The organism is Aliiroseovarius sp. F20344, assembly GCF_023016155.1.
Classification (GTDB): Bacteria; Pseudomonadota; Alphaproteobacteria; order Rhodobacterales; family Rhodobacteraceae; genus Aliiroseovarius.
Genome location: NZ_JALKBG010000003.1, coordinates 91824 through 117724, shown reverse-complemented (window position 1 = coordinate 117724; position 25901 = coordinate 91824). Strand labels below are relative to the sequence as shown.

Below are 25901 nucleotides of genomic sequence, written 5' to 3'. Positions count from 1 at the left end.
TGGCCCAAATGGCGCTTACTTGTACAAAATATCGTCGTGGTAACGGCTTAGTAGGGTTAGACCGGCTGCCATAGTCGTCAACGAGACCGCAAACACAAAAACATACGACAGATACGTCGGTTCGTAGGTCGCATAGACTCCCATGCGCATTTGACCCACGACGTGCACAATGGGGTTCCACCACAAGATTTCCTGCGCAAAAGCGGGCAGGTCATCAAAATTATAAAGCACGCCGGAGATGATGAAGAGCGGGCGCATGATGACCTTCCAGATTTCTTGCCACCAGTCGAAACGCCAAAACAAGAAGCAATTCAGCGTTCCAATCCCAATCCCTAGCGCAATCGCCATCAGGAACGACAACATCATCTCGGGGATGTTTAAAAAGACAAAGGATGGGCTTACCAGCACCATGCCGCCGATCAACACAGCACTGATCAACATCTGAGTAATACTGTTCAGAATAACGCGCGCCAAAATCGTGTCGATGAACGTCACACGCGGATAGCCCAACAGAGGTTTGGAATACTTGATCGCATTAGCAGTCTTACCGCTGAGTTGCCGAAAAAGCCCCAGCGGCAACATTCCAGTCGCGTAATAAAGCGCGAAGCTGTCTCCGATCGACGGCGATCGCAACGCAAACGAAAAGACAACGGTTAGAAACGCGATGCCGCTAATGGGTTCGATCAGTGCCCAGATGTATCCCCCGGTCGACCGGCCATATGTCGATGACATCTCGCGCAGCATTAGCGCGAAGATGGTACGCCCCATCTTGAAACGGGTAGGATCTGCAGTGCTCGTGGCGGTCATTTGGGTAATATCGAGTTGATTCGTCCTTAGAGGTATCCGATAACTGCCCACAATGCATATGATTTGCAAAATGTTTTGCCGTGGATAACCGTATGACCAAACCCCCTAATGCGCCCAAGCCTAAGGCCGAGGCCGGAAACGACAAGGATGCGTCGATCTCGCAAGCCGAGATTGATGAGCTGGACGAGGACGGATGGGGTGAAGAAAACAAGAAAGAAGAAAAGCTTCCACCGCTTAAACCTCATGCGAAACCCGCGCGCGCGCGAAAGCGGCACAATATGATCCGGAACCTGTTCGTTCTGGGCGTTTTAGTGCCGATTTTAGCGGCAACCGTGTATCTCTATGTGATCGCCACGGATCAGTACGCGTCATATCTTGGATTCTCTGTTCGCGCAGAAGACAATGCCTCTCCGGTTGAGATGCTAGGTGGAATTACAGAGCTGACAGGGTCATCCAGCGGTACCGATACCGATGTTTTGTTTGAGTTCATCCAAAGCCAACGCATTGTACGCCTGGTAGATGCAAAGCTGGATCTACGCAAAATGTATCATATGCCCTCAGATCCCATCTTTGGTATAGATTCTGATGTCACCATCGAAGGGCTTCAGAAGTTCTGGGGGCGCGTGGTCAAAGTGTTTTACGACAGCGGGTCAGGTCTGATTGAAGTTCGGGTAACCGCTTTCAGCCCTCAAGATGCCAAAGCTGTCGCCGATGCTATCTATGACGAAAGCACCGTGATGATTAACAAGCTGACTGCCGTTGCACGAGATGATGCCACCAGCTATGCGCGCAGTGAGCTTGAAAAAGCAGTCGAACGTCTCAGCAATGCCCGCGCGGCCATCCAGAAATTTCGGTTGGAAACGCAAATCATTGACCCCGAGGCTGACATTGTGGGCCGTATGGGGTTGTTGAATTCACTACAAAACCAATTGGCCTCAGCGCAGATCGATTTGGATATCCTGATGCAAACTGCCCGCGAAGGGGACCCGCGACTTGTTCAGGCACGTCGTCGCGTCGGCGTGATCCAGCAACGCCTGGATGACGAGCGCGCGCGGTTCAGCGCGACCGATGGAACGGTGAATGGTGCGTATGCGAACCTAATAGGGGATTATGAGCGTCTGTCGGTTGACAAGCAGTTTGCCGAACAGGCCTATCTGTCTGCCCTTACAGCCCTTGATTTGGCAACTGCCGAAGCGGCCCGAAAATCGCGTTACCTTGCAGCTTATATCGAGCCAACTTTAGCTGAGAAACCCGAATACCCACAGCGTCTTATCATACTGGCGACGTTGGCTGGCTTCCTGATCGGGATATGGGTGGTTGCGGTCATGGTTTACTATTCGGTTCGTGACAGACGATAGGACTGTTGCATGATCCGCATTCGAAATCTGCGAAAAGCTTATCACCTGCAAAGGCAAACCAAGGTTGTGGCTGATAATATCTCGGTTGATTTTGAACCGGGTAAGGTGATCGGGCTTCTGGGGCGTAACGGTGCGGGTAAATCCAGTCTGCTGCGCATGGTTGCCGGAACCATGCGCCAAGACAGCGGCACGATCGATATCGAAGGGACCGTCAGTTGGCCGGTTGGATTTGCTGGCAGTTTCCACAAGGATCTAACCGGTGCTCAGAACACCAAATTTCTTGCACGCATCTACGGCGTTGATACCGAAGAACTGCGTGAATATGTCGAAGACTTCGCCGAACTGGGCCAGCAGTTTTATCTGCCTGTCCGCACCTACTCGTCGGGCATGCGGTCGCGACTTGCATTTGGGCTTTCGATGGGAATCAAATTTGATGTCTACCTTGTGGACGAGGTCACCTCGGTCGGTGATGCTTCATTCCGGAAAAAAAGCATGCGCGTTTTCCGTGATCGGATGGAAACTAGTGGTGCGCTGTTGGTGACCCACAATCTGCGTGTCATCGAGAATGTGTGCAATGCGGCCTGCATTTTGGATGAAGGCCGGTTAACCTACTATGATGATGTTCAGAAAGCGGTCGAGATTCATCGCGAAATGACATCTTAAACAATCAACGCGCCGGACAAGGCACTGCAAATTGTGCACAGTCCGCAAATAACCTCGAAATGTGCTTCTGCGTGCTTGAGAATTTAGCGCTTCGTTACTAATGTGGCGCGCAATTGGTTTGCTGCCTTAAACCACAAAATTATCTGGGGGTTGCGCGTATGCGTTTTGTATTAATTGCAGTTTCGGCTCTTGTATTAGCCAGCTGCGGAGCGCCGCGTGGTGCGGCTGTTCAGTCCGAAATTGTAGGCGGCAACGCCGAGGATCGAACTGATCTAGCTGTATATACAGTAACCAAAGCGACTTTACCGGCGATTTCTCGCTGGCCAGCGCCGAACACTGATGGAAACTACTCATGGCCATCGCGCGGTTCTGCCGCCGCTGATAAGCCGATCCGCGCTTTTGATCGTGTGGATGTGACTGTTTGGGACAGCGAAGAATCTTCGCTTTTGTCGGCGCCAAACCAGAACACCGTTCAGATGCAAAACATGCAAGTTTCCGCCGGAGGGACGATTTTCTTGCCCTTCGTAGGAACAGTACATATCGCGGGCATGCCGCATTCGACTGCCCGCGCGCGCATTCAGCGTAAATACGTCGAGGTCATTCCTTCGGCGCAGGTCCAGCTGAATGTTGTTCAAGGCACACGCGGAACAGTGTCTGTCGTTTCGGGTGTTGCCCAACCGGGGCCGATTACGCTTGATGACCCCAGCTTTACTGTCCTCAACGCGGTTGCCGCCGCCGGAGGGCCTGCAAAGGGCTTGGACAATCCGAGCGTCAAATTGATCCGCGGAAATCGGACCTATCTACGCCCGCTCGATCAGGTGATGTCAAACGCCTCATATGATGCGTTCCTGCGTCCCGGCGACAAGCTCGCTTTGGAATCTGACCGCCGTTATTTCCGCTCGCTCGGCGCCGCTTCAAAAGAAGCTCTGATCCCCTTCGCCAAATCCGAGATTTCGGCCCTTGATGCCATGTCACTGATTGGCGGTCTGACAGATTCTCGTGCCAATCCGAAAGGCATTCTGGTGTTGCGTGAGTATCCGCAATCCGTAGTACGCCAAGACGATAAAGGACCGGACAATGCCCGAAGCGTCTTTGTGATCGACTTAACGACGGCTGACGGTCTGTTCAGTGCTGGCAAGTTTAAGATCCGAAGCAAGGACACCGTTCTTGTCACCGAAAGCTCCGTTGCCGTTGCAAACACCTTGGTTGGATTGCTGCGCCAGCTGACTGGTATCGCATTTGACGTCAATCGGCTCTAGGGCCTGACAGTTAATTTTACACTTTAAGGGCGTGCTTAAGTAGCACGCCCTTTTTCGTTGCGGATCTACGGCCCGAGCCCCTTCCCAGACGTCCAATTGCTTGACCCTTCCGCGCCCGGTCCTTACCCATTGAGTTTCAAGGAGGACCGCCCATGCGCAATGCAGACGAAGCCCTGATCGTGATCGACGTGCAGAACGATTTCTGCCCCGGTGGCGCACTTGCTGTCTCTGAGGGCGATCAGATCGTGCCTTTAATCAATGCGATGCTGCCCGACTTCGCTGTGAAGGTCTTCACGCAAGATTGGCACCCGGCGGGCCACAGCTCGTTTGCAACGTCCCACAAAGGCAAGGCCCCGTTTGAGGTGACCGAGATGCCCTATGGCACCCAGGTCCTCTGGCCTGACCACTGCGTGCAGGGCACCGATGGCGCGGCCTTCCACAAGGACCTGCTGACCGATCCCGCCGACATGGTGATCCGCAAAGGTTTCCGCCCGCAAATCGACAGCTATTCCGCCTTCTTCGAGAATGACCAGACCACCCCCACCGGGCTCGAAGGCTATCTGCGCACCCGTGGCGTCACCAAGCTGACCATGGTTGGCCTCGCCACTGATTTCTGCGTCGCGTATTCGGCCATCGACGGTGCGAAACTCGGCTTCGATGTTACCGTATTGGAGACCGGCTGCCGCGCCATCGACCTTGATGGTTCGCTTGCTGCCGCCCGTGACAACATGCGCGCCGCTGGCGTGAAATTGGAGGCTTAATATGGTCGACATCGCCACCCGCGTCTACAATCACAGCTTCAAGATCGACCCGATCGTCCGTTCGCTGATCGACACCGACTTCTACAAGCTTCTCATGTGCCAGTCGGTCTTCCGCAACAAACCTGACGCGCAGGTCACCTTCAGCCTGATCAACCGCTCGAAACACGTGCCGCTGGCCGACCTCATCGACGAAGGCGAACTGCGCGAACAACTCGACCACATCCGCTCGCTCTCGCTTTCGCGTGGTGAAAGCACATGGCTGCGCGGCAACACGTTCTACGGCAAACGCCAGATGTTCCGCCCGGACTTCATGGAGTGGTTCGAGGGTATGCGCCTGCCGCCCTACCACCTTGAACGCGTGGGCGACCAATACGAGCTGACCTTCGAAGGTTCCTGGCCCGAGGTCATGCTGTGGGAAATCCCCGCGCTTTCCGTCCTCATGGAACTTCGCTCGCGTGCTGTCCTGCGCGGTTTGGGCAAGTTCGAACTGCAAGTGCTCTACGCCCGCGCCATGACCCGCGCGTGGGAGAAGATCTCGCAACTTCGCACCCTCGACGGCCTCCGCCTTGCCGATTTCGGCACAAGACGCCGCCACTCCTACCTTTGGCAGGACTGGTGCGTGCAAGCCGCGATGGAGGGGCTGCCGGGCAGCTTCGTCGGCACCTCAAACTGCCACATCGCCATGAAACGCGATATCGAGGCCATCGGCACCAACGCCCACGAGCTTCCCATGGTCTACGCGGCCTTGGCCCAAGATGACGACGCATTGGCGCAGGCCCCCTATGACGTTCTGGCCGATTGGCACGAAGAACACGAAGGCAACCTGCGCATCATCCTGCCCGACACCTATGGCACACAGGGCTTTCTGGACAACGCCCCCGATTGGCTGGCCGGCTGGACCGGCATCCGCATCGACAGCGGAGACCCCGCAACGGGCGCCGAGATCGCCATCAACTGGTGGAAATCCCGAGGCGAGGATCCGACCCAGAAAATGGTCATCTTCTCGGACGGTCTGGACACCGATAAAATCATCGAACTGCACAACCAATTCGCAGGCCGCGTTCGCACCAGCTTTGGTTGGGGCACGCTGCTGACCAACGATTTCCGAGAGCTCGTGCCAGACAACGCCCTCGCCCCATTCTCGCTGGTCTGCAAAGCGATCGAGGCGAACGGCCGCGCGACAGTGAAGCTGTCCGACAACCCGAACAAGGCGATGGGTCCAGAAGACGAGATCGCGCGCTATAAGCGCGTGTTTGGGGTTGGCGAGCAGGTTGGGCTGGAGGTTGTTGTTTAGGACTTTCGCTTGCTTGCCGATGGTTTCAACGTCCCATCAATGAGGTGTAGAAAGTGCGATTTGGCAAAATCACTATTTTCCTGCCTGATTTTGTTCAATCGATCCCATTTTCCGCCGATTTTTCCGACATCTATGAGGACGTAATGGTTTTTACTAGATTTCTCTGCCTTTGAATATGCGCCCAATTGTTTTTTATACCCCGAAACAACTTGAGTGTTCGTTGAGAGTTTTATCTCAACAAGAACGCTGTCGAAGCCATTATTAAACTTAAAATCGACCGGTCCCACTCCCGCGTCTGCCTCGGGGGATATCCCAATATCAGCGACTTCACAGTAAGATGCTGCGATGGCGTAGAACAGCATTTGTGCGAAACTTTCGTGGCGTGGTTCCTCCTTATGAAAGAAGACGCGGTTTAACCTGCAATCCTCAACAAGATGTTGAAACTGTTCAATAACTCGCTGAACTACCGAGTTGACGCGATCGATTTTGGAAAGTGAACTGTCAACTTTGAAGTCGAGTTTATGGATGGCGACTGTCGATTCAGCAATATCGCGCCAGACTAACAAACCATCAGGATCATTGTGAATATCATATCCTTCTGTCTCCATCAGCCTGAGTAGATCAAGGAGGGACTGAAATGCCGTAGCGCTTGCGAGTGCTCTGTCTTTGATATGCTCTTTGTCTTTTTTTGTTCTGGTCTTGAATATAGTCCCGATGTGTTCATTCACGCGTTCTCGAAGTTCGCTGTTGCTTTCAAGCGCTTCAGGTATTCTCCTCGGGTCATCCATAACTGGAAGATGGTCCAAGACATCATCGGCAACTAGTATTATGGGCGCGCCAGCATTTGAGTATGGGTTTTGAATTAGGTCATACTCCGATCCTCGTAGCCTAAACTTTGAGGTTGGTAAGGATCCCCCGGTCGCAGTATTCAACTCACCGATAACGCGTGAGTTGAATTTAGCGACACAGTCAATGGATATCGCAATAAACATGTCGCTAATCAAATCTACTCCAATACCGTCTTCGAATAGCGGTAAAGCAGAAAAGAGCTCTGGGTCTTTCACGCCCAGATCGATCACCTCTTTTGCCCATCTTACGGATTGTTTGGATTTCTCAGGGCCGAAAGCATGCCCATCGGTGCCTCGCTTGCTGTAGCCCAAGCAAGTTCCACCCATGCCCTTTGATTCCGAGAATTGAAATCTCTCCGTCGCGGCGCGCCACGCCTTGTCACCTTCTTGTTTTGAAGCGAGAATTAAGCTGTAGATCTTCTGAAAATGCTGTTCATAGGTTTCGAAAGCACATTCTGAAAACTCAGGATGTTTGCTATGCCGCACCATAAACGGATTGACGAAAAGCTTTGCGTCCACGTCAAGAGTTGGATCAAATACACCGATTTTCCGCATTATTTTTTGATCAATGTCGAAGGTCTTTGAAAAGGATTTTCCGAAACTCACTTTAAATACTCCGCTTTACCAATGGTAAGAGTGTTCGCCAATAAATTGCATAGCGCAAGCGGAATGTAAGGCTTCATTCAGGCATGCAGACAGATTTGTCTTACATCGCAAATCTCATACTTCCGAACCTCACCCCCCAAGAAACCCCCGCGCTGCCGCGACTGCTCTTTGGGTATAGCTAGCAACCTCGGGCCCATTCGGGTCATAGCGCGGAACCGCCCAGCCCATCGACGCAAAGCGGCGCATCATCAGGAACATGGGCAGCAGGTCTTCCGTCTCTTGGCTCAGCGCCCGGTGGTCCCGATACCCCGCCAGCGCCGCCGTCTTGATCGCCTCATACGCGGGCTCGTCAACGTTCTGGGTCATCATCACCGCAAGGTCATATAGCCGAAAGCCAAAGCCTGCGTCGTCGAAGTCGATCAGAGTCAGTAAGTCATTGTTAACAAACACGTTTTCGCGCAAGGCGTCCGCGTGGATCAACCCAAAATCCGCCCCGTTTTCAAGGTAAACCGTCGCCAGATCATGCGCCACAGCCCGCGCCCGCAGCACCATGTTCCGGTCGTCCTCGCTCAGCGCCGGACACTCCCAAAACCGCCCCCAAAACGGGTCGTCCCCCAGCAGTCCCGGGATGTCCCAGCGGTGCCGGGTGAAGCTGTCTGGCAGGGTGATCCCATCCGTCAGATTGTGCAGCTGTGCGAGCTCCGCCCCGACCTTTCGGTACAGCGCGGCCTGCTCCTCCGCCGAGCCTTCCAGCGGCACGCCACCTTCCCCAATCGGCGCGCCTTCGACCCATGTCACCATCGTCGCCAACTGGTCGGAACTCATAGAAAACACAAGGTTTCCATCTGTGGTCGGGATGGGCGCGGGCACCCGCATGCCCTTCTCCGCCAGTGCGCCCATCCAATCGAGTTCCGATCGAATGGCGGCCTCGGATTGATACCCCGGACGGTGCAACCGCAGCGCCGCAGGCTTCCCTGCAACGCGCACTTCATGCACAGCATTCTCGCGGTCCTTGATCATCCGCACATGCTGCGCGCCCCAAGCCTTAAGGGCTTGCTTCAAAACGGTGCTCATGCAGGAACGGCCTTCAGCGCGGCGTCCAATGACTCGGCCAGAAGCTCGGCCTGAGACCGATCAAAGCACATGGGCGGTCGGATCTTGATCCCGTGATAGTACCGCCCCACAAGGTGCAGGAGTACGCCACGGTTCCGCATCTCCTCGACCAGATCCTTGCAGAACCCAGCTGCGCCTTCTGGGTCGCCGTCCCGCGTGAATTCGATCCCCATGAACATGCCTGCGCCCCGCGTGTCGGCGATCATTGGGTGTTTCAGTTCCTTGAGCAGCTCAAGAGCATAGTCGCCCGTGTCGCGTGCGTTCTCGACCAGCATTTCGTCTTCCAAAACCTGCAAAACAGCCATCGCTGCGGCTGCCGAAACCGGGTTTCCGCCGAATGTGTTGAAGTACCCAAATCGCATGCGGAATTCGGTCATGATTTCAGGGCGCGTCACTACTGCTGCCACCGGATGCCCGTTCCCCATCGGCTTGCCCATCGTCACAATGTCCGGAGCCAACCCGATCCGATCGTGACCCCAGAAGTTTCGCCCCGTGCGGCCAAAGCCCGGCTGAACCTCGTCCGCGATGATGATCCCGCCCGCGCGGCGCACCACTTCCACGGTCGGATCAAGGAAACCTTTGGGTAAATCCGGGAAGCCTTCATTCGCGAAGAATGGGTCAAGGATCAACGTGCCAAACCCATGGCCAGCTTTTTCTAACTCATCAATTGCGTGTTGGATGCCGTCCGCGAAGGCTTGCGCTTGTACTTCGGTGCCGCCGCCAAGCGGGTTGAGCGTATCGGGCGAGGGCACCTTTTTCACCCACTCTACCGGCCCTCCAATCGGCGTGCGCTTGGCCGACAGGTGACTGACCAGATCCGTGTTGCCGTGATAGGTGTTGTCCGTGCAAATTATGCCGACCTTGCCGGTCATCGCTCGACCCATGCGGAGCGCGATGTCGTTAGCCTCGGACCCGGTGCAGACCATGATCATCGTGTTTAGATCATGCTCCATTGTCCCGGTCAGACGCTCGGCGTAGTCAAGTATGCCATCGTGCAAATAACGCGTGTGGGTGTTTAGTGTCGCGGCCTGTTTGGATATCGCCTCAACGACTTTGGGGTGTGCGTGGCCAACGTGCGGGACATTGTTATAGCAATCCAGATAGCGGTTTCCATCCACGTCCCACAGCCATGTTCCTTCTCCCCGAACAATATGAACCGGATCGCGATAGAAGGTGGTCATGTTCGGGCCAAGAAGCCGCTTTCGGCGATCAAGCAGGTCAGTTTTCATTGGGGTCTAATCCTCATTCACGCGGCCGCGCAGGGCTTTGACTTGGCCGCGTTTGGTCTTGGTATCCATGCGTCGACGTTGCGAGCCTTTGGTGGGTTTGGTTGGAATGCGCCGTTTGGGTGTGACCAGCGCTTTGCGGATCATTTCTGCCAGCCGGTCGGCCGCGATCTCGCGGTTGCGGGCTTGGCTGCGTGTGTCCTCGACCCGGATAGTGATGGCACCATCCTGAGCCCATTTGCGGCCCGCGATGCGCTTCAGGCGCGTCTTCACGGCTTGTGTCAAATGGGGCGATCGAGCGGCTTCGAACCTCAGTTCAACGGCCGTTGAGACCTTGTTGACGTTCTGCCCTCCGGGACCGGACGAGCGCGAAAAGCTTTCACTCAGCTCCCAGTCTTGCAGGATGATATCGTCGGTCACGCGGATCATGGGTGCACACTATTCCGTTTTGGATCCAAATTGGAAGGGGGGGTGCAAGCAAATGAAAAGGGCCGCCCCATTGGGACGACCCTTTCGAGAGTTAAGGAGGTGGGGCCGGTTAGACTTGGGTCAATTCGGCCTGCACTTCCGCCCGGGGGCTGCCCCGGAAGGTCGCGACCTAGACTGTCCCAGCACCTCGCTCCGTTGTATCTCTTGACATGGACACCTCCTTTCTCGCTGTTTCTATATCTAGGAGCGTGCCACATATTTTGCGTTTGTCAAAACTTTTCACGCAGGATTTGGTGAAAGTTTCGTGACGAGAATGCGGAAAGGCACCAATGCAAGCAGCGCCAGAGCCAGTTTCACCATCCAGTCGGCCACAGCCAAAGACACCCAAAGCGGGGCCATCGGACCTGTGCCAAGAAGGGGCAAAACTTCGCCCGCCCAGCTGACGTCGTTGGCAGGTTCAAGGAAGATCAGTGCACCCGAGAAAGCGATGGTGAAGAAGATCGCGGTGTCGATCGAACTGCCGATCAGGGTCGAGACGACAGGTGCACGCCACCAACGCCCTTCGCGCAGACGATCAAAGATCGCAACGTCAAGAAGCTGTGCTGTCAGGAAAGCGATGCCCGAGCCAAGCGCGATGCGCAGGGTTACCAGCGGGCCGAACTCGCCCATGATCTGTGTGCCGATAAAGCTGCAGATCACGCCGGTCACGAAGCCAGCAAAGACTACTTTGCGCGCGGCGGAAGCGCCGTAAACGCGGTTCATCACATCGGTAACAAGGAAGGCGAGCGGGTAGGTGAAGGCGCCCCAAGTCAGCCATTGGCCGAACAAGAACTGCACCAGAATGTTTGAAGCCACGACGATGGCGGCCATGGCGATTACGCCAGGAAGAAGACGGGTCATAGTGTTGGTCCGTTTTTGCAAGGTTGCGGAGACTTGGCCCCTGATTGTCAGGGACGGAGTGCTCATAACTGGCCTAAGCGGGCAGATCAAGCCTTGTTTGCAACGGGATCGCAGCCTCAGTTCGCGGGTTCCACCTGCGCTTTGCTTTGATCTTCAGCGTGGGTCATCACAACATATTCGACGAACTCAGTGACTTGGAAGAACTTGAAATTGTCATCCGACACCATGGTTAGGCGGATGTTGTCACCGTCATCTTTCCAGACGGCCAACCCTTCCAGATTGTCGTGCAAACCGACCGGCGTGCGCAGCAATTCAACTTCGTTTGTGAAACCATCTGGTCCAATGTCAAACCTGCGAACCCGATTGGTGAAGCCCAGAACACCGCTGAGGTGGCGTTCCAATAGGTAGAACTTTCCATCTGGCCCAATATCTGCGCCAACGGGCAAATAGGGCGCGAAACGCGGGATCGAGAATGGCTTTTCCCAGGTCTTGCTGCCTGCAGGCAGCCGATAAACAGGGAAAGGTGAGCCCTCAACGCCAGTGCGTTCGGGAATGGTATAAAGCGTTCCTGTGTCATCGATGGCCAGTGCCTCGAGCGAGGAGTTGTTTTGTAGTCCCTTAAAGTCGGGGTGCTTTTTCAACGCGCGACCTTTGTTCTTACCGCCTTCAAAACGCATGACGCGGTGTTTGGCTTCAAAGCTGACAAAAAACGCGCCATCCATGTTCGATGCCAACCCCTCGCTGTCGCTGCGCAGACGTGGGAACGGGGCACCCTTGGGAGATTTCAGTGGACCAAGTTGCACGGTGTTCAGGCCCGAGATCACCTCGTCCTCGCGTTCAAAGCTACCTTTGGCGACATAACCGCGATCGGTGATGACAATGAAGTCTTTGCCGTCTTCACTGATCTCAAGGCCCGAGAATCCGCCGAAATTCTCGCCTTTGCCGTGCCAGCGATAGGCCGACACCAGCTGCGCATCCGATACAGGTTGCGCACCAAGATCAAGTGTCAGAAGTGCGGCAAGCGCCGCTACCGCGATGACAAAACGGGTCCGCATTGGCTTGGTAGATCCTTGAGTGTCAGGGGGCCGCGGGGTTTGCGGGGCTTAGACGGTTTCGGGGCGGGTTTGGGGTGCAAGATATCCTGGACCCATTTCTCCGCGTCTTTGCAGCCGTCACCAGCTGGGGGCGGTGATTGATTTGCACAGCCCTTCACACCCTTTGGACAGGCAAGGCGTACATGGAAATGATAATGGTGGCCCCACCAAGGGCGAATTTTCCGCAGCCAACGCCGATCACCTTTCGCATCCTTACACATCTGCACCTTTGCGCCGGGGAAGACGAAGATACGCGCCACGCGCTTGTCTTTCGCTGCCGCCTTGATGATCTCGTGATGCGCACGCGTCCAGTTTTTGTTCACATAAGCGCCCTTTGAACGCCGGGTTGAGATGGATGAAATCCCCTCGCGTTCGGATGCGGACAGATTTAGTCGTTTGGGCGGTAGCATCCAGATGTCAGCATCCAGCCCAATTTGGTGCGAACGGTGCCCGGTCAGCATCGGTCCGCCGCGTGGCTGGCTTAGGTCACCGACGTAAAGACCTTTCCATCCCGGTTGGGCGGCGGCTTTGCGCGAAAGCTTCTTCACAAAGTCAATCAGCTCGGGATGGCCCCAGTTGCGGTTGCGCGATAAGCGCATCGCCTGCCATGTCGGCCCGGTTTCCGGAAGCTTCTCGGCGCCCGCCAAACAGCCCTTGGCATATGACCCAAACGACGCAGAGCGGGTTGCTGTGCCTTTACGGGCAGCTCCAAACAGTTCTTTCGCGGGCTGTTGTGCGACAACAACTGGAGCGCTCGCCCCAAGCATCATCACACCAGTTGTGATTCCGACGACCCACTGTTTGAATGCTATCATGTTCGAAGTGACCTTTTACTGTTCACCATCAGGTTTAACCCAGATCAGAAGAATAAGTCCCAGCAAAAAGAGCCCGATAAGCGGGGACACGCCGAGTCGCGCACTGCCCGTCACCGTGGTGAACCACGCGATCAGGGCAGGGGCCATGAAGGCGGTCGCACGTCCCGATAGTCCGTAAAGCCCAAAGCTTTCGGTGGGCGCATTCGGGTCTGCGTGGCGCACCATCATCGACCTGCTGGCGGATTGAAGCGTGCCGCCCATGCCGCCAATCAGAATGCCGCAACCGAAGAAGATAGCGTCTGGGATGCTTGAACCTGGCGGCAATGCAATGCCAAAGACAGCCTCGCGCGTCATGTTGACGATTAAAACGCAGACAGCAATCAACACCAGAATTGCGCCAATGATCACAGGTTTTGGACCGTGTTTCCCGTCGATACGTCCCCCCAGCCAACTAAAGAGCGCCGCCGCAATCCCGGCGATGATCCCGAATATGCCGATCAGGACAATCGACCAGTTCAGAACAAGGCTCGCGTATACGCCACCAAAGCCATAAAGCCCATTTAGAGCATCGCGATAGAACATCGAACTGCCCAAATATGAGGCCAGACTGCGCTTGTGCCGCAAGCCTTTGATCGTGCGCCCAAGGATTGAGAACGCGCCGGACAGGCTGTGTTTCATGCCCGGTTTAGGCACGTCCTTAACCCAAAGTGCATAAGGGATCATGAAAATGGCGAACCAGAGCGCCACGAAAGGCCCAACGATGCGGGTGCCCTCACGCGCCTCGGCATCCAGAAGCCCCAATCCGGGCTCCAACCCAACCAGTGTTTTTCCGTTCGGCTGTTCCATGAACAGAACCAACATGATGGCCAAGGCAATCAGTCCACCGACATATCCGAATGCAAATCCTGAGCCAGAGATCTCGCCCACCTCATCTTTGTCCGCCAGACTGGGCAGTTGTGAGTTGGTAAAGACCAGAGCGAACTCAGCCCCAATGAAGCCCAGCGCGAACATGAAAATCATTGCCCATAGGTTCGACCCATCAGGCTGCGTCCACCACAAAGATCCAGCGCCGACGACATAAAGCAGTGCAAAAAAGGCAACCCATGGACGCACGCGCCCTGCGGTATCAGCCAAGGCACCCATGATGGGCGCGCCAAACCCCACGATAAGGCCAGCAAGCGCCAACCCCCAAGACCACATGCTTTGCGCTTTGGCATCGGCGGCCTCTTCGGCCAAGCCCTGTGACATGAAATGCTCGGCACCCACTGCGGCAAAGAACGGGCCAAAGACAAAGGTTAGAAGCAATGTGTGATAGGGCTGGCTGGCCCAATCGAACCAATACCATCCCCAAATACGCTTACGTGCCGAGATCTCTGCCATTTCTGCCCCCTGTTTTTTTCGATCAAACAGGGAAACAAGCGTTCGGGCAAGAGAAGTTACTGCTCAGGTGGCCAAGGTCGCGTAGCGTCAGCATCAATCCACGCCTGAACCCATGCGGGCATTCTGGGCGCTGGGCCGGTATGACCGACAGCCTCGACCACTCTGTCTGTGGGCACGATGCCGTTTCGATCCGTCACAGCCGACCTATAGACAATCTGGTTGGCGCACTTGTCTCCAAGCCACATGGTTTGTTCGACATATACAAATTTTTCGTCCCATCCGACCAAGCGGCTGCGCATTTCGAACCGGGCAAAAGTGCGGATGCGCATGCGATAACGTACGCTTGCCCCGGCCATGGTCAGACCCCAACGGTTCTTGATCAACGCGCGACTTAGCCCCGTGCGGCCCGCCAACGGTATCCGGCCCAGATCGTACAGTGTCAGGGTCCGCCCATTGTTCAGCTCGCGCCACAAGTCGATGTCCCAAGGCCAGCAACGATGGTGGCTGACATGGACACCATCGACGGGCAGAGGCTCGGCTTTGGCGTATTTCGCCATCTCTTTGATCATGCGGATGAAGGGGTACATATGCGCTCCTATGGAATGTGTCCGACCTGCCGCGACTTTTGTGGAAGGTCAATCCATACCGTGCGTAACCCTTGCCCTCGGGGCATGGGCGGCCTAGATGAAAAAGACCCAAATTCAAGGAGCCGACATGCAATCCCTGATTCAAATCCTGATGCTGATCATAGATATCGTATGGTTCATCATAATCGCGCATATTGTTATGTCGTGGCTGATCAATTTCCAGGTTCTGAACCTGCGCCAGCCCGTCGTGGCCCAGATTTGGTACGGTCTAAATCGTTTGCTAGAGCCCGCATATTCGCGTATCCGGTCTTTCTTGCCGAACATGGGTGGATTGGATCTTGCCCCGCTGATCGCGTTGATCGTGATTTATGCAATTCGAATTATCCTGATCAATAACGCGGCGACTTTCTACTAACGCCCTTGCCGCCTACGCGCTGGCATGGGAATGTGCTGTCAAAACACCGAGCAGCACATCCATGCCCCGCGATCTTGATCTACTGAAAACCGTTTTTGGTTTCGATGAGTTTCGGCCCGGTCAGGCCGAGATCGTGCAGGCCGTTTGTGCCGGTCAAAACACCCTTGCGATCATGCCGACGGGTGGCGGAAAATCCCTTTGCTTTCAACTTCCTGCGCTGGTGCGCGACGGCGTGACGGTAGTGATATCCCCGTTGATTGCGTTGATGCGTGATCAGGTACGCGGCCTTCAGGCGGCGGGTGTGTCGGCAGGGGCGTTGACCTCGGGCAATACGCAAGAAGAAACCGATGCGGTTTTTGAAGCGATCGAGCGGCAGGAGCTGAAGTTGCTCTATATGGCGCCAGAGCGGTTGGCCTCGGGTGGTACGCTAAACCTGCTGCGCCGGATCGGCACCAGCCTGATTGCCGTGGACGAAGCGCATTGTGTCAGCCAATGGGGCCACGATTTCCGCCCCGATTACCTGCGGATCGGAGAATTGCGGCGCGCGCTGGATGTGCCTTTGGCGGCGTTCACGGCGACCGCAGATGAAGAAACCCGCACCGAGATCATCGAAAAGCTGTTTGATGGCACACCACCGCAGACTTTTTTACAGGGATTTGACCGCCCGAATATCCATTTGGCGTTCACCGCCAAAAACAGCCCGCGCCAGCAAATTCTTTCCTTCGCGGCCGCACGAAAAGGGCAGTCGGGAATTGTCTATTCTGGAACCCGCGCACGGACCGAGACATTGGCGAAGGCGCTGTGCGATGCGGGCCATATGGCGGTGCATTACCATGGGGGCATGGAGGCCGAGGATCGGCGAGAAGTCGAACGCCAGTTTCAGCAAGAAGACGGTTTGATTGTTGTGGCAACAGTGGCATTTGGCATGGGCGTAGACAAACCGGACATTCGTTGGGTCGCGCATTCCGATCTACCCAAATCGATTGAGGCTTATTACCAAGAAATTGGCCGCGCTGGGCGTGACGGAGCCCCGGCTGAAACGCTGACGCTGTTCGGGGCGGACGACATCCGGTTCAGGCGCACTCAGATTGACGAAGGTCTGGCCCCTGCCGAACGACGGTCGGCGGATCACGGGCGGCTGAATGCTTTGCTCGGTCTGGCTGAGGCGCACGGCTGCCGCCGCCAACAGCTTCTGGCTTATTTTGGGGAAGAGGCGGAACCCTGCGGAAATTGCGATCTTTGCACCACCCCGCCTGATTTGTTCGACGGAACTGTCGATGTCATGAAGGCCCTCTCAGCGATTTTGCGCACAGATGAAAGCTTTGGTTCGGGGCATGTGATCGACATTCTGCGGGGCACGATGACAGACCGGGTGCGTGAACGTGGGCATGATGGATTGCCGACCTTTGGTGTGGGGAAGGACCACGACAAACGCCTCTGGCAGGCAATTTTTCGACAGATGCTGGGGCTCGATTTGGTTCGGCCGGACCCGGAACGGCATGGCGCGCTTAGGATCACAGAAAAAGCTCATCCGGTTTTGCGTGGCGAAGCGCAGGTTACGTTGCGACGCGATACTCTGAAAGCGGCACGCAGGCCTGCAGCGAAGATGTTGGTGTCAGAAGAAGACGCGCCGCTTTTGTCCGCCCTAAAAGCCAAACGCCGCGCCTTGGCCGAAGCGGCAAGGGTGCCGGCCTATGTGGTCTTCACCGACAAGACGCTGATCGAGATGGCGGAAACGCGCCCCGCCACATTGGATGATATGGCGCGGATCGGCGGGATCGGCGCGAAGAAACTGGAAAGCTATGGTGCTGCATTTCTCGAGGTTGTCTCGGGTGAGGTTGAACACATGCACCCTGCGCGCCGCAAGCTGGCAGGACGCATAGCGGGTACTTTATTCGATCGTTTGCAGGATGCAGCGACCGCGCTTTTGCGTGGTGAGGACGGCACCGGTAAGTACTTGACCATCGCGCCGGGCACTTTGCGGAAAATTGCGGAACGAAAACCGGTGAGCCTAGGGGATCTTAGCAGGATTTCGGGTATGAATGACGCCAAGGCCGAACGATTTGGCCCGGCCTTTTTTGAGATTTTCAGCGAAGGGGAATGACATGTTGGTTGTGGTATCACCGGCCAAGCGGTTGGATGAAAAGCCTGCAGTAAATGGTGCGGGGACACGTCCAAGATTTTTGGATCAGGCTGGAATTCTTGCGGATACAGCACGTGCGGTTGGGGCGGAAGGGCTTGAGAAACTCATGCATATTTCACCCAAGCTTGGGGCACTGAACGCCGAGAGGTTTGCCGTGTTCGGAAGTGGGCAGGGTGAGAAGCCCGCGATTGAGATGTTCGCTGGTGACACCTATGCGGGATTGGATGCGGCCAGCATGGATGAAGATGCGCTGCGATATGCGGATGATCACCTTTGTTTGCTGTCTGGTCTTTACGGGTTGCTGCGCCCCTGCGATCAGATCGCGCCTCATCGGCTTGAGATGGGGACACGTATCACGAATCCACGTGGCAAGAACCTGTATGAGTTCTGGGGGCCTCGCATTGCCGATGCTTTGAATGAAACTGCCGATCAAACTCAAAGCGAGGTGTTGGTGAACTGCGCGTCGGTCGAATACTTCTCGGCAGTGCAGAAGGACAAGTTGAAGCTTCGCGTCATTACGCCACAATTCTTAGAGATGAAGAATGGCACAGCTAAAGTGGTCAGCTTTTTTGCCAAGAAAGCGCGCGGATCTTTGGCGCGGTATGTCATGCAAAACCGACTGCGTGACCCTGACGCTTTGAAAGATTTCGATGTGGGTGGGTACCAGTATCAGCCCGACACAAGCACGCCCGATCAACCGGTCTTTTTGCGCGACGAAGGGTAACTATACTTCGTCTTGTGGGGATATGGCCTCTTGGGGGCAATTTCTTAGGATTTCTTCAAAAATCGCAGATTTTCGCAGCGGTTTGGTTAGATGCTTATCAAGTCCATGTGATAGGATTTCCTCGGCATCTCCGGGCATCGCGTGCGCGGTCAGGGCAACAATGCGGGTGCGGGGAAGGCCCTGATCCTGCTCAAGAAGTCGAATGCGGCGCGTGGCTTCCTTTCCATCGACCTCGGGCATGGAGATATCCATGAAGATCAGGTCGGGCTTGAAGTCCAGAAATGCCTCAACCGCTTCCAATCCGTTGTTGGCGAAACGCAGATCAATGTTCAGAGATTTGACCAGTTTCGAGAACACGAGCCTGTTTGTTTTATTGTCTTCGGCAGCCAAGATACGCATCAAACGGTTTTGATTTGGGGTGAGGGGCTCTTCAAATTGGGGCGGGTGTGCGTCAGCTTCCATATCTTCCGTTGTTTGTGCATAAGAATTAAGGCTGCTGAGCGTTTCAAAAAGGATATTTCGCAAAACAGGTGTGTGAAGGATATGGGACGCAATGGCGACACAGCTACAATCAGCTTCGCGTTTCTGAGGAGGCGTGAGCAGGATCAGTTCAATGTCCGGATGAGCGGATCTAAGCGCCCGTAACGGGTCTTCATCTGGAGACCCAATTGCGCAAAGTGCTTCGTCCACAAACACCACTTTCGCATCTGCACATTTCTTCAAAAGCTCTGCTGTTCCTGTTGTGGTCTCAACGACAAACCCCAGGGCTTTCAACCGCCTTTCAAGAATGCTTTTGTTCAGCCCGTCCGACAGAGCCAAAATGGCTTTGCCGGGATTGTCGGGAAGCGCGGGTTCGACCACCTGTTCCAGAGCGGGCAGCGCAATGTTGAATCCAAAACAGGACCCAACACCTTCTTTACTTTCCAACCAAATCTCGCCGTCCATCAGCTCGACCAGCTGGCGGGCAATGGACAGACCAAGGCCTGTGCCTTCGTAGCGCCGGTTTTGTTCATCTTCGACCTGATTGAATTCCCCAAAGATATGAGCCTGCATCTGTTTGGGAATGCCGATGCCACTGTCTTCAACCGAGATAAGGACGCGATAATCCTCATTCTTCACGCCGGGTATGCCGATGGCGCGCACCAGAACATGGCCTTCCGATGTGAACTTCACGGCATTGCCAATAAGGTTGGTTAAAATCTGTCTTAGACGTATCGGGTCGCCCATGAAGCCCGACGGCATAAACAGATCGAAGTCGATTGATAGTTGAATGCCTTTCTCTTGCACGGTTGGCTGCAAAATGGTGATGACATCCAAAATCGTCTTTTCCAGATCAAACGGCTCAGGATGAAGCGTGAGTTTCGCTGCTTCGATCTTGGAGTAATCCAGCACGTCGTTAATGATCGTTAAAAGGGCTTCACCCGATTTGCGGATGGTATCTACATACAGGCGTTGTTCTTCGTCTAGATCCCCTTCTGCCATCAGCTCAGCCATAGACACGACACCGTTCATGGGAGTGCGAATTTCGTGACTCATATTGGCAAGGAATGCTGACTTGGCACGGTTCGCCGCCTCAGCGCGAATGCGGGCTTCCTTCAGCTCGGTTTGATAGGTGACGGTTTCCGTTATGTTTAAACCAAGGCAAACCATATCCCCATCACGCGACCGGCGGTCTACCAGCTGGATGTGTGTGCCGTCCCAAAGACGCAGGTTCAAAGGGTCACGTCTGGGTGCGTACCAGCGGTCAAGCATCGTGTCGCGCCACGCCAGTGGACGCAGGTCACCGATGTCAACAATGCCTTCTTCAATCACAATGTTTAATATGTCGACATACTGGATGCCTGGGGCCACACAGCCTAGCCCGTCGAAGGGTTTCAGATAAGCGCTGTTGGCAGCAATCATGCGATCAGTCTGGTCAAAAACAGCAAATCCGTCTTCGATGGTTTCCAGTGAATCCCAAAGTCGCCGTTTCGCGATTACGACTTCCTTGTTTGCTTTTTCAAGATCTGCACGGACTTGGGAGTTCTCCCCTTTGATTTCTTTGACAACTTCGCGGGTCTCAGTAATCTCGTCCGACAGTGACAATGCATGTTGAGACAGCATTCGGTTTGCATCCGAAAGCTCGGCCTGTTTTTGCGCGAGCAGACGCTCAGCGGCCATTCTGGCACGACGTTCCTGTGAAAGGATATCTTCGATTTTCATTCCCGGTTCTCCGGATTCCAAAACTGTCAAATTCAGCATCGGGCATTACGGTGAACAGGAACTTAACGGGAACGGGAAAACTTGAAGCAGAAAGTAAAAACCCCGGCGCGTGGCCGGGGTTTTTCGTATTAGTCTTCGTCGTCTTTGCTGTCCGGCAAGTTAAAGAGGCTATCCGCATCCGGAAGCTCTTCTTCTTTTTCTTCAGGCGTATCCGACAGAGTGAAGGTTTCAAGCCCTTCAATCGCGCTTGGGATCTTCGGTTCAGTATCCATTGCAAGGCTCTGCTCAGTCGAAACCAGCTTGCGACGCTCGTCATCCGACATCACGCCGCCTTCTTTGGCTTGCTTAGCCGCGGCTTTTTGAACCGCTTGGTCTAGCTCGCTCTGCTTACAAAGACCCAAGGCTACCGGATCGATCGGCTCCATGTTCTGAATGTTCCAGTGTGTGCGCTCGCGGATCGACTGAATGGTTGGCTTGGTTGTGCCGACCAGCTTGGCAATCTGAGCGTCGGCCAGTTCCGGGTGGAACTTCACCAACCAAAGGATCGAATTCGGGCGATCCTGACGTTTCGACAGAGGAGTGTAGCGCGGGCCGCGGCGTTTTTCTTCGCCGACAGCGGCGGCATAGACTTTCTGCTTCAACTTATGAAGCGGATTGTTTTCAGCTTTCTCGATCTCGTCCGCATCAAGCTGGTTGTTGGCGACCGGATCAAAGCCTTTCACGCCAGTTGCCACATCACCATCGGCGATGCCTTGGACTTCCAGCTCATGCAGGCCACAGAAATCGGCAATCTGCTTGAAGCTAATTGTTGTGTTATCCACCAGCCAGACGGCGGTGGCTTTTGCCATGATCAGTTTGCTCATCTGAACACTCCTTACAATATCGGCCCGGATACAACTCTCCCGCGCCCTGGCTGGGCTGTCTGGTGCCTTTGGGCCTTCCAGACGGGTTTCCGTTGTCGGGGAACTTGAGGCCTATATAAGGGGAGAAGGCGAAAGAGGGAAGTGCAAATGCGTCAACTGGTATTGGGTGGCATGTTGTGGCTGCTGGCAGCGACGAGCAGCTGGGCAGACGGCGAGCGCGCCGGAGAATTCGACTATTACATCTTGTCGTTAAGTTGGTCGCCAAATTGGTGCGCCACGACCGGAGATAGTCGCGGATCAGAGCAATGCGATCCTTCGCGTGATTTGGGATGGGTCGTTCACGGCTTGTGGCCGCAATACGAACGCGGTTGGCCAAGCTATTGCAAGACTGCAGTGCGCGCACCGACACGCAGCATGACCGCCGCGCAAGCCGACCTTTTCGGAACCAGCGGGGCGGCTTGGTACCAGTGGAAAAAACATGGGTCCTGCGCCGGGCTTGAGGCGGGAGTCTACTACGACCTCATCCGCGACGCTTTTGGTAAAGTGAACCGTCCCGAAGTTTTCCGAAAGCTGGAAGACCCAGTGCGTCTGCCCGCATCTGTGGTAGAAGAAGCATTCCTTCAAGCCAACCCGGAATGGGAGCCTGACATGCTGACCATCACCTGTAAGGGCGACCGTATTCAAGAGGCCCGCTTGTGTCTGACGAAAGACCTTGAACCACGCATCTGCGCCCGTGATGTGCGCAGGGATTGTTCAGCCACAAAGGCTCTTCTGGATCCTGTGAGGTAGGCATGTCCCTGTTTAAACGTTTTTTTTCAGCCTTAACTCCCGACCCCAAAGAGGTCGAAGCCGAAACCCGAAAGTGGTGGGTGACCTGTAAGACCTGCGGCCACAGCAAGAACCTGTGGGAGGTGGGCGGCGTGCGCTACAAGGCGACAGGCACCAAATCCAGCCGGGGGTTTTGTTCGCAATGCGGACTGAAACGTTGGCTGAAGATCCATAAGAAAGACGAGGCCTAGCCCGCGAGGCCAACCCCAAGGAAATAGGGCCAAAGGAGTATGGCAAACAGCCCTTTCCAGAAGCCGAGTTGCAGATATCCGAGTGAAAAGAGCCAGCCGATGAACCATAAGCTCCCAATACACTCTCCGCCTTTTGATTTCGAAGCCATAAGTCTCTCCATATGTTAATGGTATAAACTTAAGGTAGTGTGCACGGGGTGCTTTTCAAGGATAGAAGTAAGGCCAAACCTATAGAGGGCCGACTGTCGGTTCCCAAATTCCATCCAAATGCGATGCTTCGTGATCACCCGGCCATGGTGGCATAGAAACGCAGATGAATTTCAGAGGTTCTTTACCAACATTTCGATACTGAAAAGCTGTCCCAACAGGGATGTCGATTGAAACGCCGGAAACCAACTGAGTGATCTTCTCTTCATCGTCATTTCGACGCCAAATCTCGCCGTGACCTTCTAAAACATACCAAATTTCGCTTACTGTCTCATGAATGGTCGCTGTGTTTATCTGACCGGGGGCACTGTACCATGGATCATGTTTCCAGTGCTCCCATCCATGATAAAGCGAATATCAGCACCCGCTGGTGACTTTGTATCGGCCAATTCTGGAAGGGTGGTAGTTTTCATTTTAGTTCCCTCCAAACAGTGAACACGAGAACAATCCTGCAGTGATGCTCTGTTCAAAATGTGAAATGATCGCGATCGGGCCGTACAGAAGTCAATGTTGTTGCCTTTGGTTAAGCCCTGCTAGCGAGTCAGCTTTGATTTCAGCTTGTAAGCTGCTGCTTTCGATGCCGACTTACCCGCAATCAGAGAGGATTTTTGCACCTGGTAGCCAAACTGTTCAAAATCCTCACGATAACTCACATTGATCACCGACCGGTCGGCTGTGCTCCATTCGACGGGCAAACTAGTTGTGTCGCTCGGACGTTCATGGGGTACAGCTTTCGGTTCGGGTAACCCCATCCGGGAAGCAACATCTTTAAGGATATTGTCGATGCCGTCTTCGAACTTATAAACAACGGTATTGTCCCCAATGTATTCCCATTGTGGCCGCATGTGTCCGTCGAACTCAAACGGGTTATGACGCGCTCGCGACATTGCGCGATCCAGCCATGTGCCGAAGCGCAGGCCGTTATGCTTCAGGCGATTTCGATTTCGCATTCGGTACTCGGACGCCGCACGGGCATAGGGATCACGCACAATCGAAAAGACGAAATCGAAGTAATCTTCTTGATACAGGACTTGAATGTCCTGCCAGCGGAAATGCTGTGGTGTCGTCATGAAACAGCTGTTCACTGACGGGCTTTTCAGTTGAAGCGGACCCAGAGTTTCCATCCAATTCTCAACCGAGCTGCCACCGGTTTTCGGAATGTGGATGAACAGAATGCGTTTCCCGTCATGTTCGATATAGGGCACTAGCTAATCTCCAGAACGATTTTACCAATGTGGGTGCTGGTTTCCATGCGAGTATGCGCCTTGGCTGCATCTTCCAACGCAAAAGTCTGATCCATGACGGGTGCGATACGACCGGCGTCCAGAAGGGGCCAGACCTTCTCAGCCAATTCCTCGGCGATGCGGGCTTTGGCAAGGTCGGATTGCGGGCGCAGGGTCGATCCGGTGACGGTCAGTCGCTTGGCCATGATCATCGCGAAGTTGATCTCGGCCTTGGGGCCGGACAGGAAGGCGATGTGGACCATGCGGCCTTCTACGGCCAGACATTTGATGTTGCGCGCGATATAATCGCCGCCCACCATGTCGAGGATCAGGTTCGCGCCGCCTTCAGGCTTCATCACTTCGACGAAGTCTTCGGTTTTGTAGTTGATGGCCCGTTCCGCGCCCAGATCGGTGCAAACGGCGCATTTCTCGTCCGAGCCAGCGGTTGTGAACACACGCGCGCCAAAGGCGTTGGCCAATTGGATCGCAGTTGTGCCGATGCCAGAGCTGCCGCCATGCACCAAGAACCGCTCGCCCGCTTGCAAACCACCGCGCATGAAGACGTTGGACCAGACAGTGAAGAAGGTTTCGGGCAGGCAGGCGGCCTCTTTCATGGCCATTCCTTCTGGGATGCGCAGGGCGTGAGCCGCTGGGGTCGTTACATATTCTGCATAGCCGCCACCGGGCAGAAGGGCGCAGACCTTGTCGCCCACGGCCCATTGCGTGACGCCATCGCCCACGGCCACAACCTCGCCCGAGGCTTCAAGGCCGGGCAAGGGACTGGCGGTCGGGGGCGGGGCATAGCTGCCTGCGCGTTGCAGCGCGTCGGGACGGTTCACACCAGCGAATGCCACCTTGATCAGGATGTCGCCAGGCCCTGGCGTTGGAATGGGCTGTTCGCAAATCTGCAAAACCTCGGGACCACCGGGTACGGTAATCTGAACTGCGCGCATGGTGTCGGTCATGTGTCGTCCTCGTCTGGGTGCCAGCGGCCGGGATAATTAGGGTTCGGTGCGCCTGGGGCTTTGATTGTGTCGAGGATTTTGCCCGGTCCCGACATGAATGCTTTATAAAGCGCTGTTCCACGGGCTTGCCCTTTGATCTTTTCGATCTGCATCACGTCGTCAATGCGTCGATCCAAAAAAGCCCAAGTGGCTTCGTTATCGTCACTTTCATCGCCCAGCCAAAACAACACGACCGAGGAATAGACGGCCAACAACGTGGCCCGTTTTGTATACCAGTTCAGATCGGTCGAACTGTCGCCAAGCGTCTCCCAGATCAATCCACAGGTCGCCCAAAGCGCTGCCGCCCCGTCACTTGCGTTCTGAGGCATAGCAAAGAAGCTCATACCCTTGCGGACCATTTCTTTATCCGCGACCTCAAGCCGAAAACGCACGCCCGCCGCGATCTTGTCGCGAAATCGCATCTCGGACAGGTCTTCAGAATTCAACCGCTCGACCATCATGGCGTCACCCGCGCGATGATAGGCCAGTGCCAGATCCACCGCCCCTCGCGGATACATTGCGCGTGCATCGGCTTCCGACAGGTCGCAATCCTCGGCCGCGGCCAGAAGGGTTGCATCCGACCACCCATCAAAGGGGACATGGTTCAGGGCGGCCTCAAGCAATTTGTCTTTTTCAATCATAGGACGTTCCTTGCATCTGAGCGCGAACTGGACAAGAGGCTTCGTCGCTGCTATGAGCCAGCTTCCTGCAACTTTTTGCAAACTCTAACTTAGAAAGGTGGTGACAACCACATGCAGGTTTCGGTTCGTGATAACAACGTCGATCAAGCGCTTCGTGCGCTGAAGAAAAAACTTCAGCGTGAAGGTGTCTTCCGTGAGATGAAGCTTAAGCAACATTTCGAGAAGCCCTCCGAGAAAAAAGCGCGCGAGAAGGCGGAAGCGATTCGCCGTCAGCGCAAGCTGGCTCGGAAAAAAGCACAGCGTGAAGGTCTTCTTTAAGA

26 protein-coding genes are annotated in these 25901 nt (G+C 55.0%); 11 read left to right on the top strand and 15 right to left on the bottom strand.

Translation table 11 applies throughout. From position 1 onward, the window contains the following. Positions 1–15 precede the first annotated feature (15 nt). On the bottom strand, positions 16–807 hold the full coding sequence (locus MWU55_RS01155) for an ABC transporter permease (RefSeq protein ID WP_246933867.1): 792 nt from the start codon (positions 805–807) through the stop codon (positions 16–18). Between the two features lie 92 nt (positions 808–899). On the opposite strand from MWU55_RS01155, the gene MWU55_RS01150 reads away from it, so the two are divergent. From MWU55_RS01150 to pncB, 5 genes are all read left to right on the top strand, one after another. Beyond that, complete coding sequence (locus MWU55_RS01150; RefSeq protein ID WP_246933866.1) at positions 900–2165, top strand: sugar transporter; 1266 nt, start codon at positions 900–902, stop codon at positions 2163–2165. Positions 2166–2174: 9 nt separating this feature from the next. Next, positions 2175–2828, top strand: coding sequence for an ABC transporter ATP-binding protein (locus tag MWU55_RS01145; RefSeq protein WP_246933865.1), 654 nt, complete (start codon positions 2175–2177; stop codon positions 2826–2828). Between the two features lie 158 nt (positions 2829–2986). After that, positions 2987–4087, top strand: a complete 1101-nt coding sequence (locus MWU55_RS01140; RefSeq protein WP_246933864.1) for a polysaccharide biosynthesis/export family protein — start codon at positions 2987–2989, stop codon at positions 4085–4087. 152 nt (positions 4088–4239) lie between these two features. Further along, positions 4240–4848 carry a bifunctional nicotinamidase/pyrazinamidase gene (pncA, locus tag MWU55_RS01135; RefSeq protein ID WP_246933863.1) on the top strand — a complete coding sequence of 203 codons (609 nt, stop codon included), beginning with the start codon at positions 4240–4242 and terminating at the stop codon, positions 4846–4848. Position 4849: 1 nt separating this feature from the next. Next, on the top strand, positions 4850–6142 hold the full coding sequence (gene pncB / locus MWU55_RS01130; RefSeq protein WP_246933862.1) for a nicotinate phosphoribosyltransferase: 1293 nt from the start codon (positions 4850–4852) through the stop codon (positions 6140–6142). Here pncB and MWU55_RS01125 read toward each other — a convergent pair. The 9 genes from MWU55_RS01125 to MWU55_RS01085 form a co-directional block, all read right to left on the bottom strand. Beyond that, entirely contained in the window at positions 6139–7545 is a 1407-nt protein-coding gene (locus MWU55_RS01125) for a hypothetical protein (RefSeq protein WP_246933861.1), read from the bottom strand. The two genes, pncB and MWU55_RS01125, sit on opposite strands and share 4 nt — an antisense overlap. A 180-nt stretch (positions 7546–7725) precedes the next feature. Continuing rightward, positions 7726–8670, bottom strand: a complete 945-nt coding sequence (locus tag MWU55_RS01120) for a phosphotransferase (protein WP_246933860.1) — start codon at positions 8668–8670, stop codon at positions 7726–7728. Next, positions 8667–9938 carry an aminotransferase class III-fold pyridoxal phosphate-dependent enzyme gene (locus tag MWU55_RS01115; protein ID WP_246933859.1) on the bottom strand — a complete coding sequence of 424 codons (1272 nt, stop codon included), beginning with the start codon at positions 9936–9938 and terminating at the stop codon, positions 8667–8669. The genes MWU55_RS01120 and MWU55_RS01115 overlap by 4 nt, the downstream gene beginning before the upstream one ends. A gap of 6 nt (positions 9939–9944) precedes the next feature. Further along, positions 9945–10364 carry an alternative ribosome rescue aminoacyl-tRNA hydrolase ArfB gene (arfB, locus tag MWU55_RS01110; RefSeq protein ID WP_246933858.1) on the bottom strand — a complete coding sequence of 140 codons (420 nt, stop codon included), beginning with the start codon at positions 10362–10364 and terminating at the stop codon, positions 9945–9947. 279 nt (positions 10365–10643) lie between these two features. Beyond that, positions 10644–11264 (bottom strand): queuosine precursor transporter, encoded by a 621-nt coding sequence (locus tag MWU55_RS01105; protein ID WP_246933857.1) that lies wholly within the window; start codon positions 11262–11264, stop codon positions 10644–10646. Positions 11265–11380: 116 nt separating this feature from the next. Further along, positions 11381–12319: an esterase-like activity of phytase family protein gene (locus tag MWU55_RS01100; RefSeq protein ID WP_246933856.1), complete on the bottom strand. Its 939-nt coding sequence runs from the start codon at positions 12317–12319 to the stop codon at positions 11381–11383. Continuing rightward, positions 12292–13128: a penicillin-insensitive murein endopeptidase gene (mepA, locus tag MWU55_RS01095; RefSeq protein ID WP_246934467.1), complete on the bottom strand. Its 837-nt coding sequence runs from the start codon at positions 13126–13128 to the stop codon at positions 12292–12294. Before mepA ends, MWU55_RS01100 begins: the two co-directional genes overlap by 28 nt. A 60-nt stretch (positions 13129–13188) precedes the next feature. Beyond that, complete coding sequence (locus MWU55_RS01090; protein ID WP_246933855.1) at positions 13189–14553, bottom strand: MFS transporter; 1365 nt, start codon at positions 14551–14553, stop codon at positions 13189–13191. A gap of 56 nt (positions 14554–14609) precedes the next feature. After that, a complete protein-coding gene (locus tag MWU55_RS01085; protein ID WP_246933854.1) occupies positions 14610–15140 on the bottom strand; it encodes a thioesterase family protein in 531 nt (176 codons plus the stop codon). 127 nt (positions 15141–15267) lie between these two features. On the opposite strand from MWU55_RS01085, the gene MWU55_RS01080 reads away from it, so the two are divergent. The 3 genes from MWU55_RS01080 (at position 15268) to yaaA (ending at position 18422) form a co-directional block, all read left to right on the top strand. After that, positions 15268–15555 (top strand): YggT family protein, encoded by a 288-nt coding sequence (locus MWU55_RS01080; protein WP_246933853.1) that lies wholly within the window; start codon positions 15268–15270, stop codon positions 15553–15555. Positions 15556–15616: 61 nt separating this feature from the next. Next, positions 15617–17659 carry a DNA helicase RecQ gene (recQ, locus tag MWU55_RS01075; protein WP_246933852.1) on the top strand — a complete coding sequence of 681 codons (2043 nt, stop codon included), beginning with the start codon at positions 15617–15619 and terminating at the stop codon, positions 17657–17659. Between the two features lies 1 nt (position 17660). Continuing rightward, a complete protein-coding gene (gene yaaA, locus MWU55_RS01070) occupies positions 17661–18422 on the top strand; it encodes a peroxide stress protein YaaA (RefSeq protein WP_246933851.1) in 762 nt (253 codons plus the stop codon). Here the strand turns inward: yaaA and MWU55_RS01065 are convergent, their stop codons facing one another. Then, positions 18423–20624 (bottom strand): ATP-binding protein, encoded by a 2202-nt coding sequence (locus tag MWU55_RS01065; protein ID WP_246933850.1) that lies wholly within the window; start codon positions 20622–20624, stop codon positions 18423–18425. A 128-nt stretch (positions 20625–20752) separates the two neighbouring features. Next, positions 20753–21487 (bottom strand): cell cycle transcriptional regulator TrcR, encoded by a 735-nt coding sequence (locus MWU55_RS01060; protein ID WP_246933849.1) that lies wholly within the window; start codon positions 21485–21487, stop codon positions 20753–20755. A gap of 147 nt (positions 21488–21634) precedes the next feature. On the opposite strand from MWU55_RS01060, the gene MWU55_RS01055 reads away from it, so the two are divergent. Continuing rightward, positions 21635–22276, top strand: a complete 642-nt coding sequence (locus MWU55_RS01055; RefSeq protein WP_246933848.1) for a ribonuclease T2 — start codon at positions 21635–21637, stop codon at positions 22274–22276. A gap of 2 nt (positions 22277–22278) precedes the next feature. Further along, a complete protein-coding gene (locus MWU55_RS01050; RefSeq protein WP_246933847.1) occupies positions 22279–22506 on the top strand; it encodes a hypothetical protein in 228 nt (75 codons plus the stop codon). 740 nt (positions 22507–23246) lie between these two features. Here the strand turns inward: MWU55_RS01050 and MWU55_RS01045 are convergent. From MWU55_RS01045 to MWU55_RS01035, 3 genes are read right to left on the bottom strand one after another with little or no spacing between them, the layout of a single operon-like run. After that, the gene (locus MWU55_RS01045; RefSeq protein ID WP_246933846.1) at positions 23247–23918 is read right to left on the bottom strand and encodes a sulfotransferase family 2 domain-containing protein; all 672 of its coding nucleotides are present in this window, start codon (positions 23916–23918) and stop codon (positions 23247–23249) included. Further along, the gene (locus MWU55_RS01040) at positions 23918–24901 is read right to left on the bottom strand and encodes an NAD(P)H-quinone oxidoreductase (RefSeq protein WP_246933845.1); all 984 of its coding nucleotides are present in this window, start codon (positions 24899–24901) and stop codon (positions 23918–23920) included. Before MWU55_RS01040 ends, MWU55_RS01045 begins: the two co-directional genes overlap by 1 nt. Continuing rightward, positions 24898–25581: a COQ9 family protein gene (locus tag MWU55_RS01035; RefSeq protein WP_246933844.1), complete on the bottom strand. Its 684-nt coding sequence runs from the start codon at positions 25579–25581 to the stop codon at positions 24898–24900. Before MWU55_RS01035 ends, MWU55_RS01040 begins: the two co-directional genes overlap by 4 nt. Positions 25582–25692: 111 nt before the next feature. Here MWU55_RS01035 and rpsU point away from each other — a divergent pair, with 111 nt between their 5' ends. Continuing rightward, complete coding sequence (rpsU, locus tag MWU55_RS01030) at positions 25693–25899, top strand: 30S ribosomal protein S21 (protein WP_007255353.1); 207 nt, start codon at positions 25693–25695, stop codon at positions 25897–25899. The last annotated feature ends 2 nt before the right edge of the window (positions 25900–25901 follow it).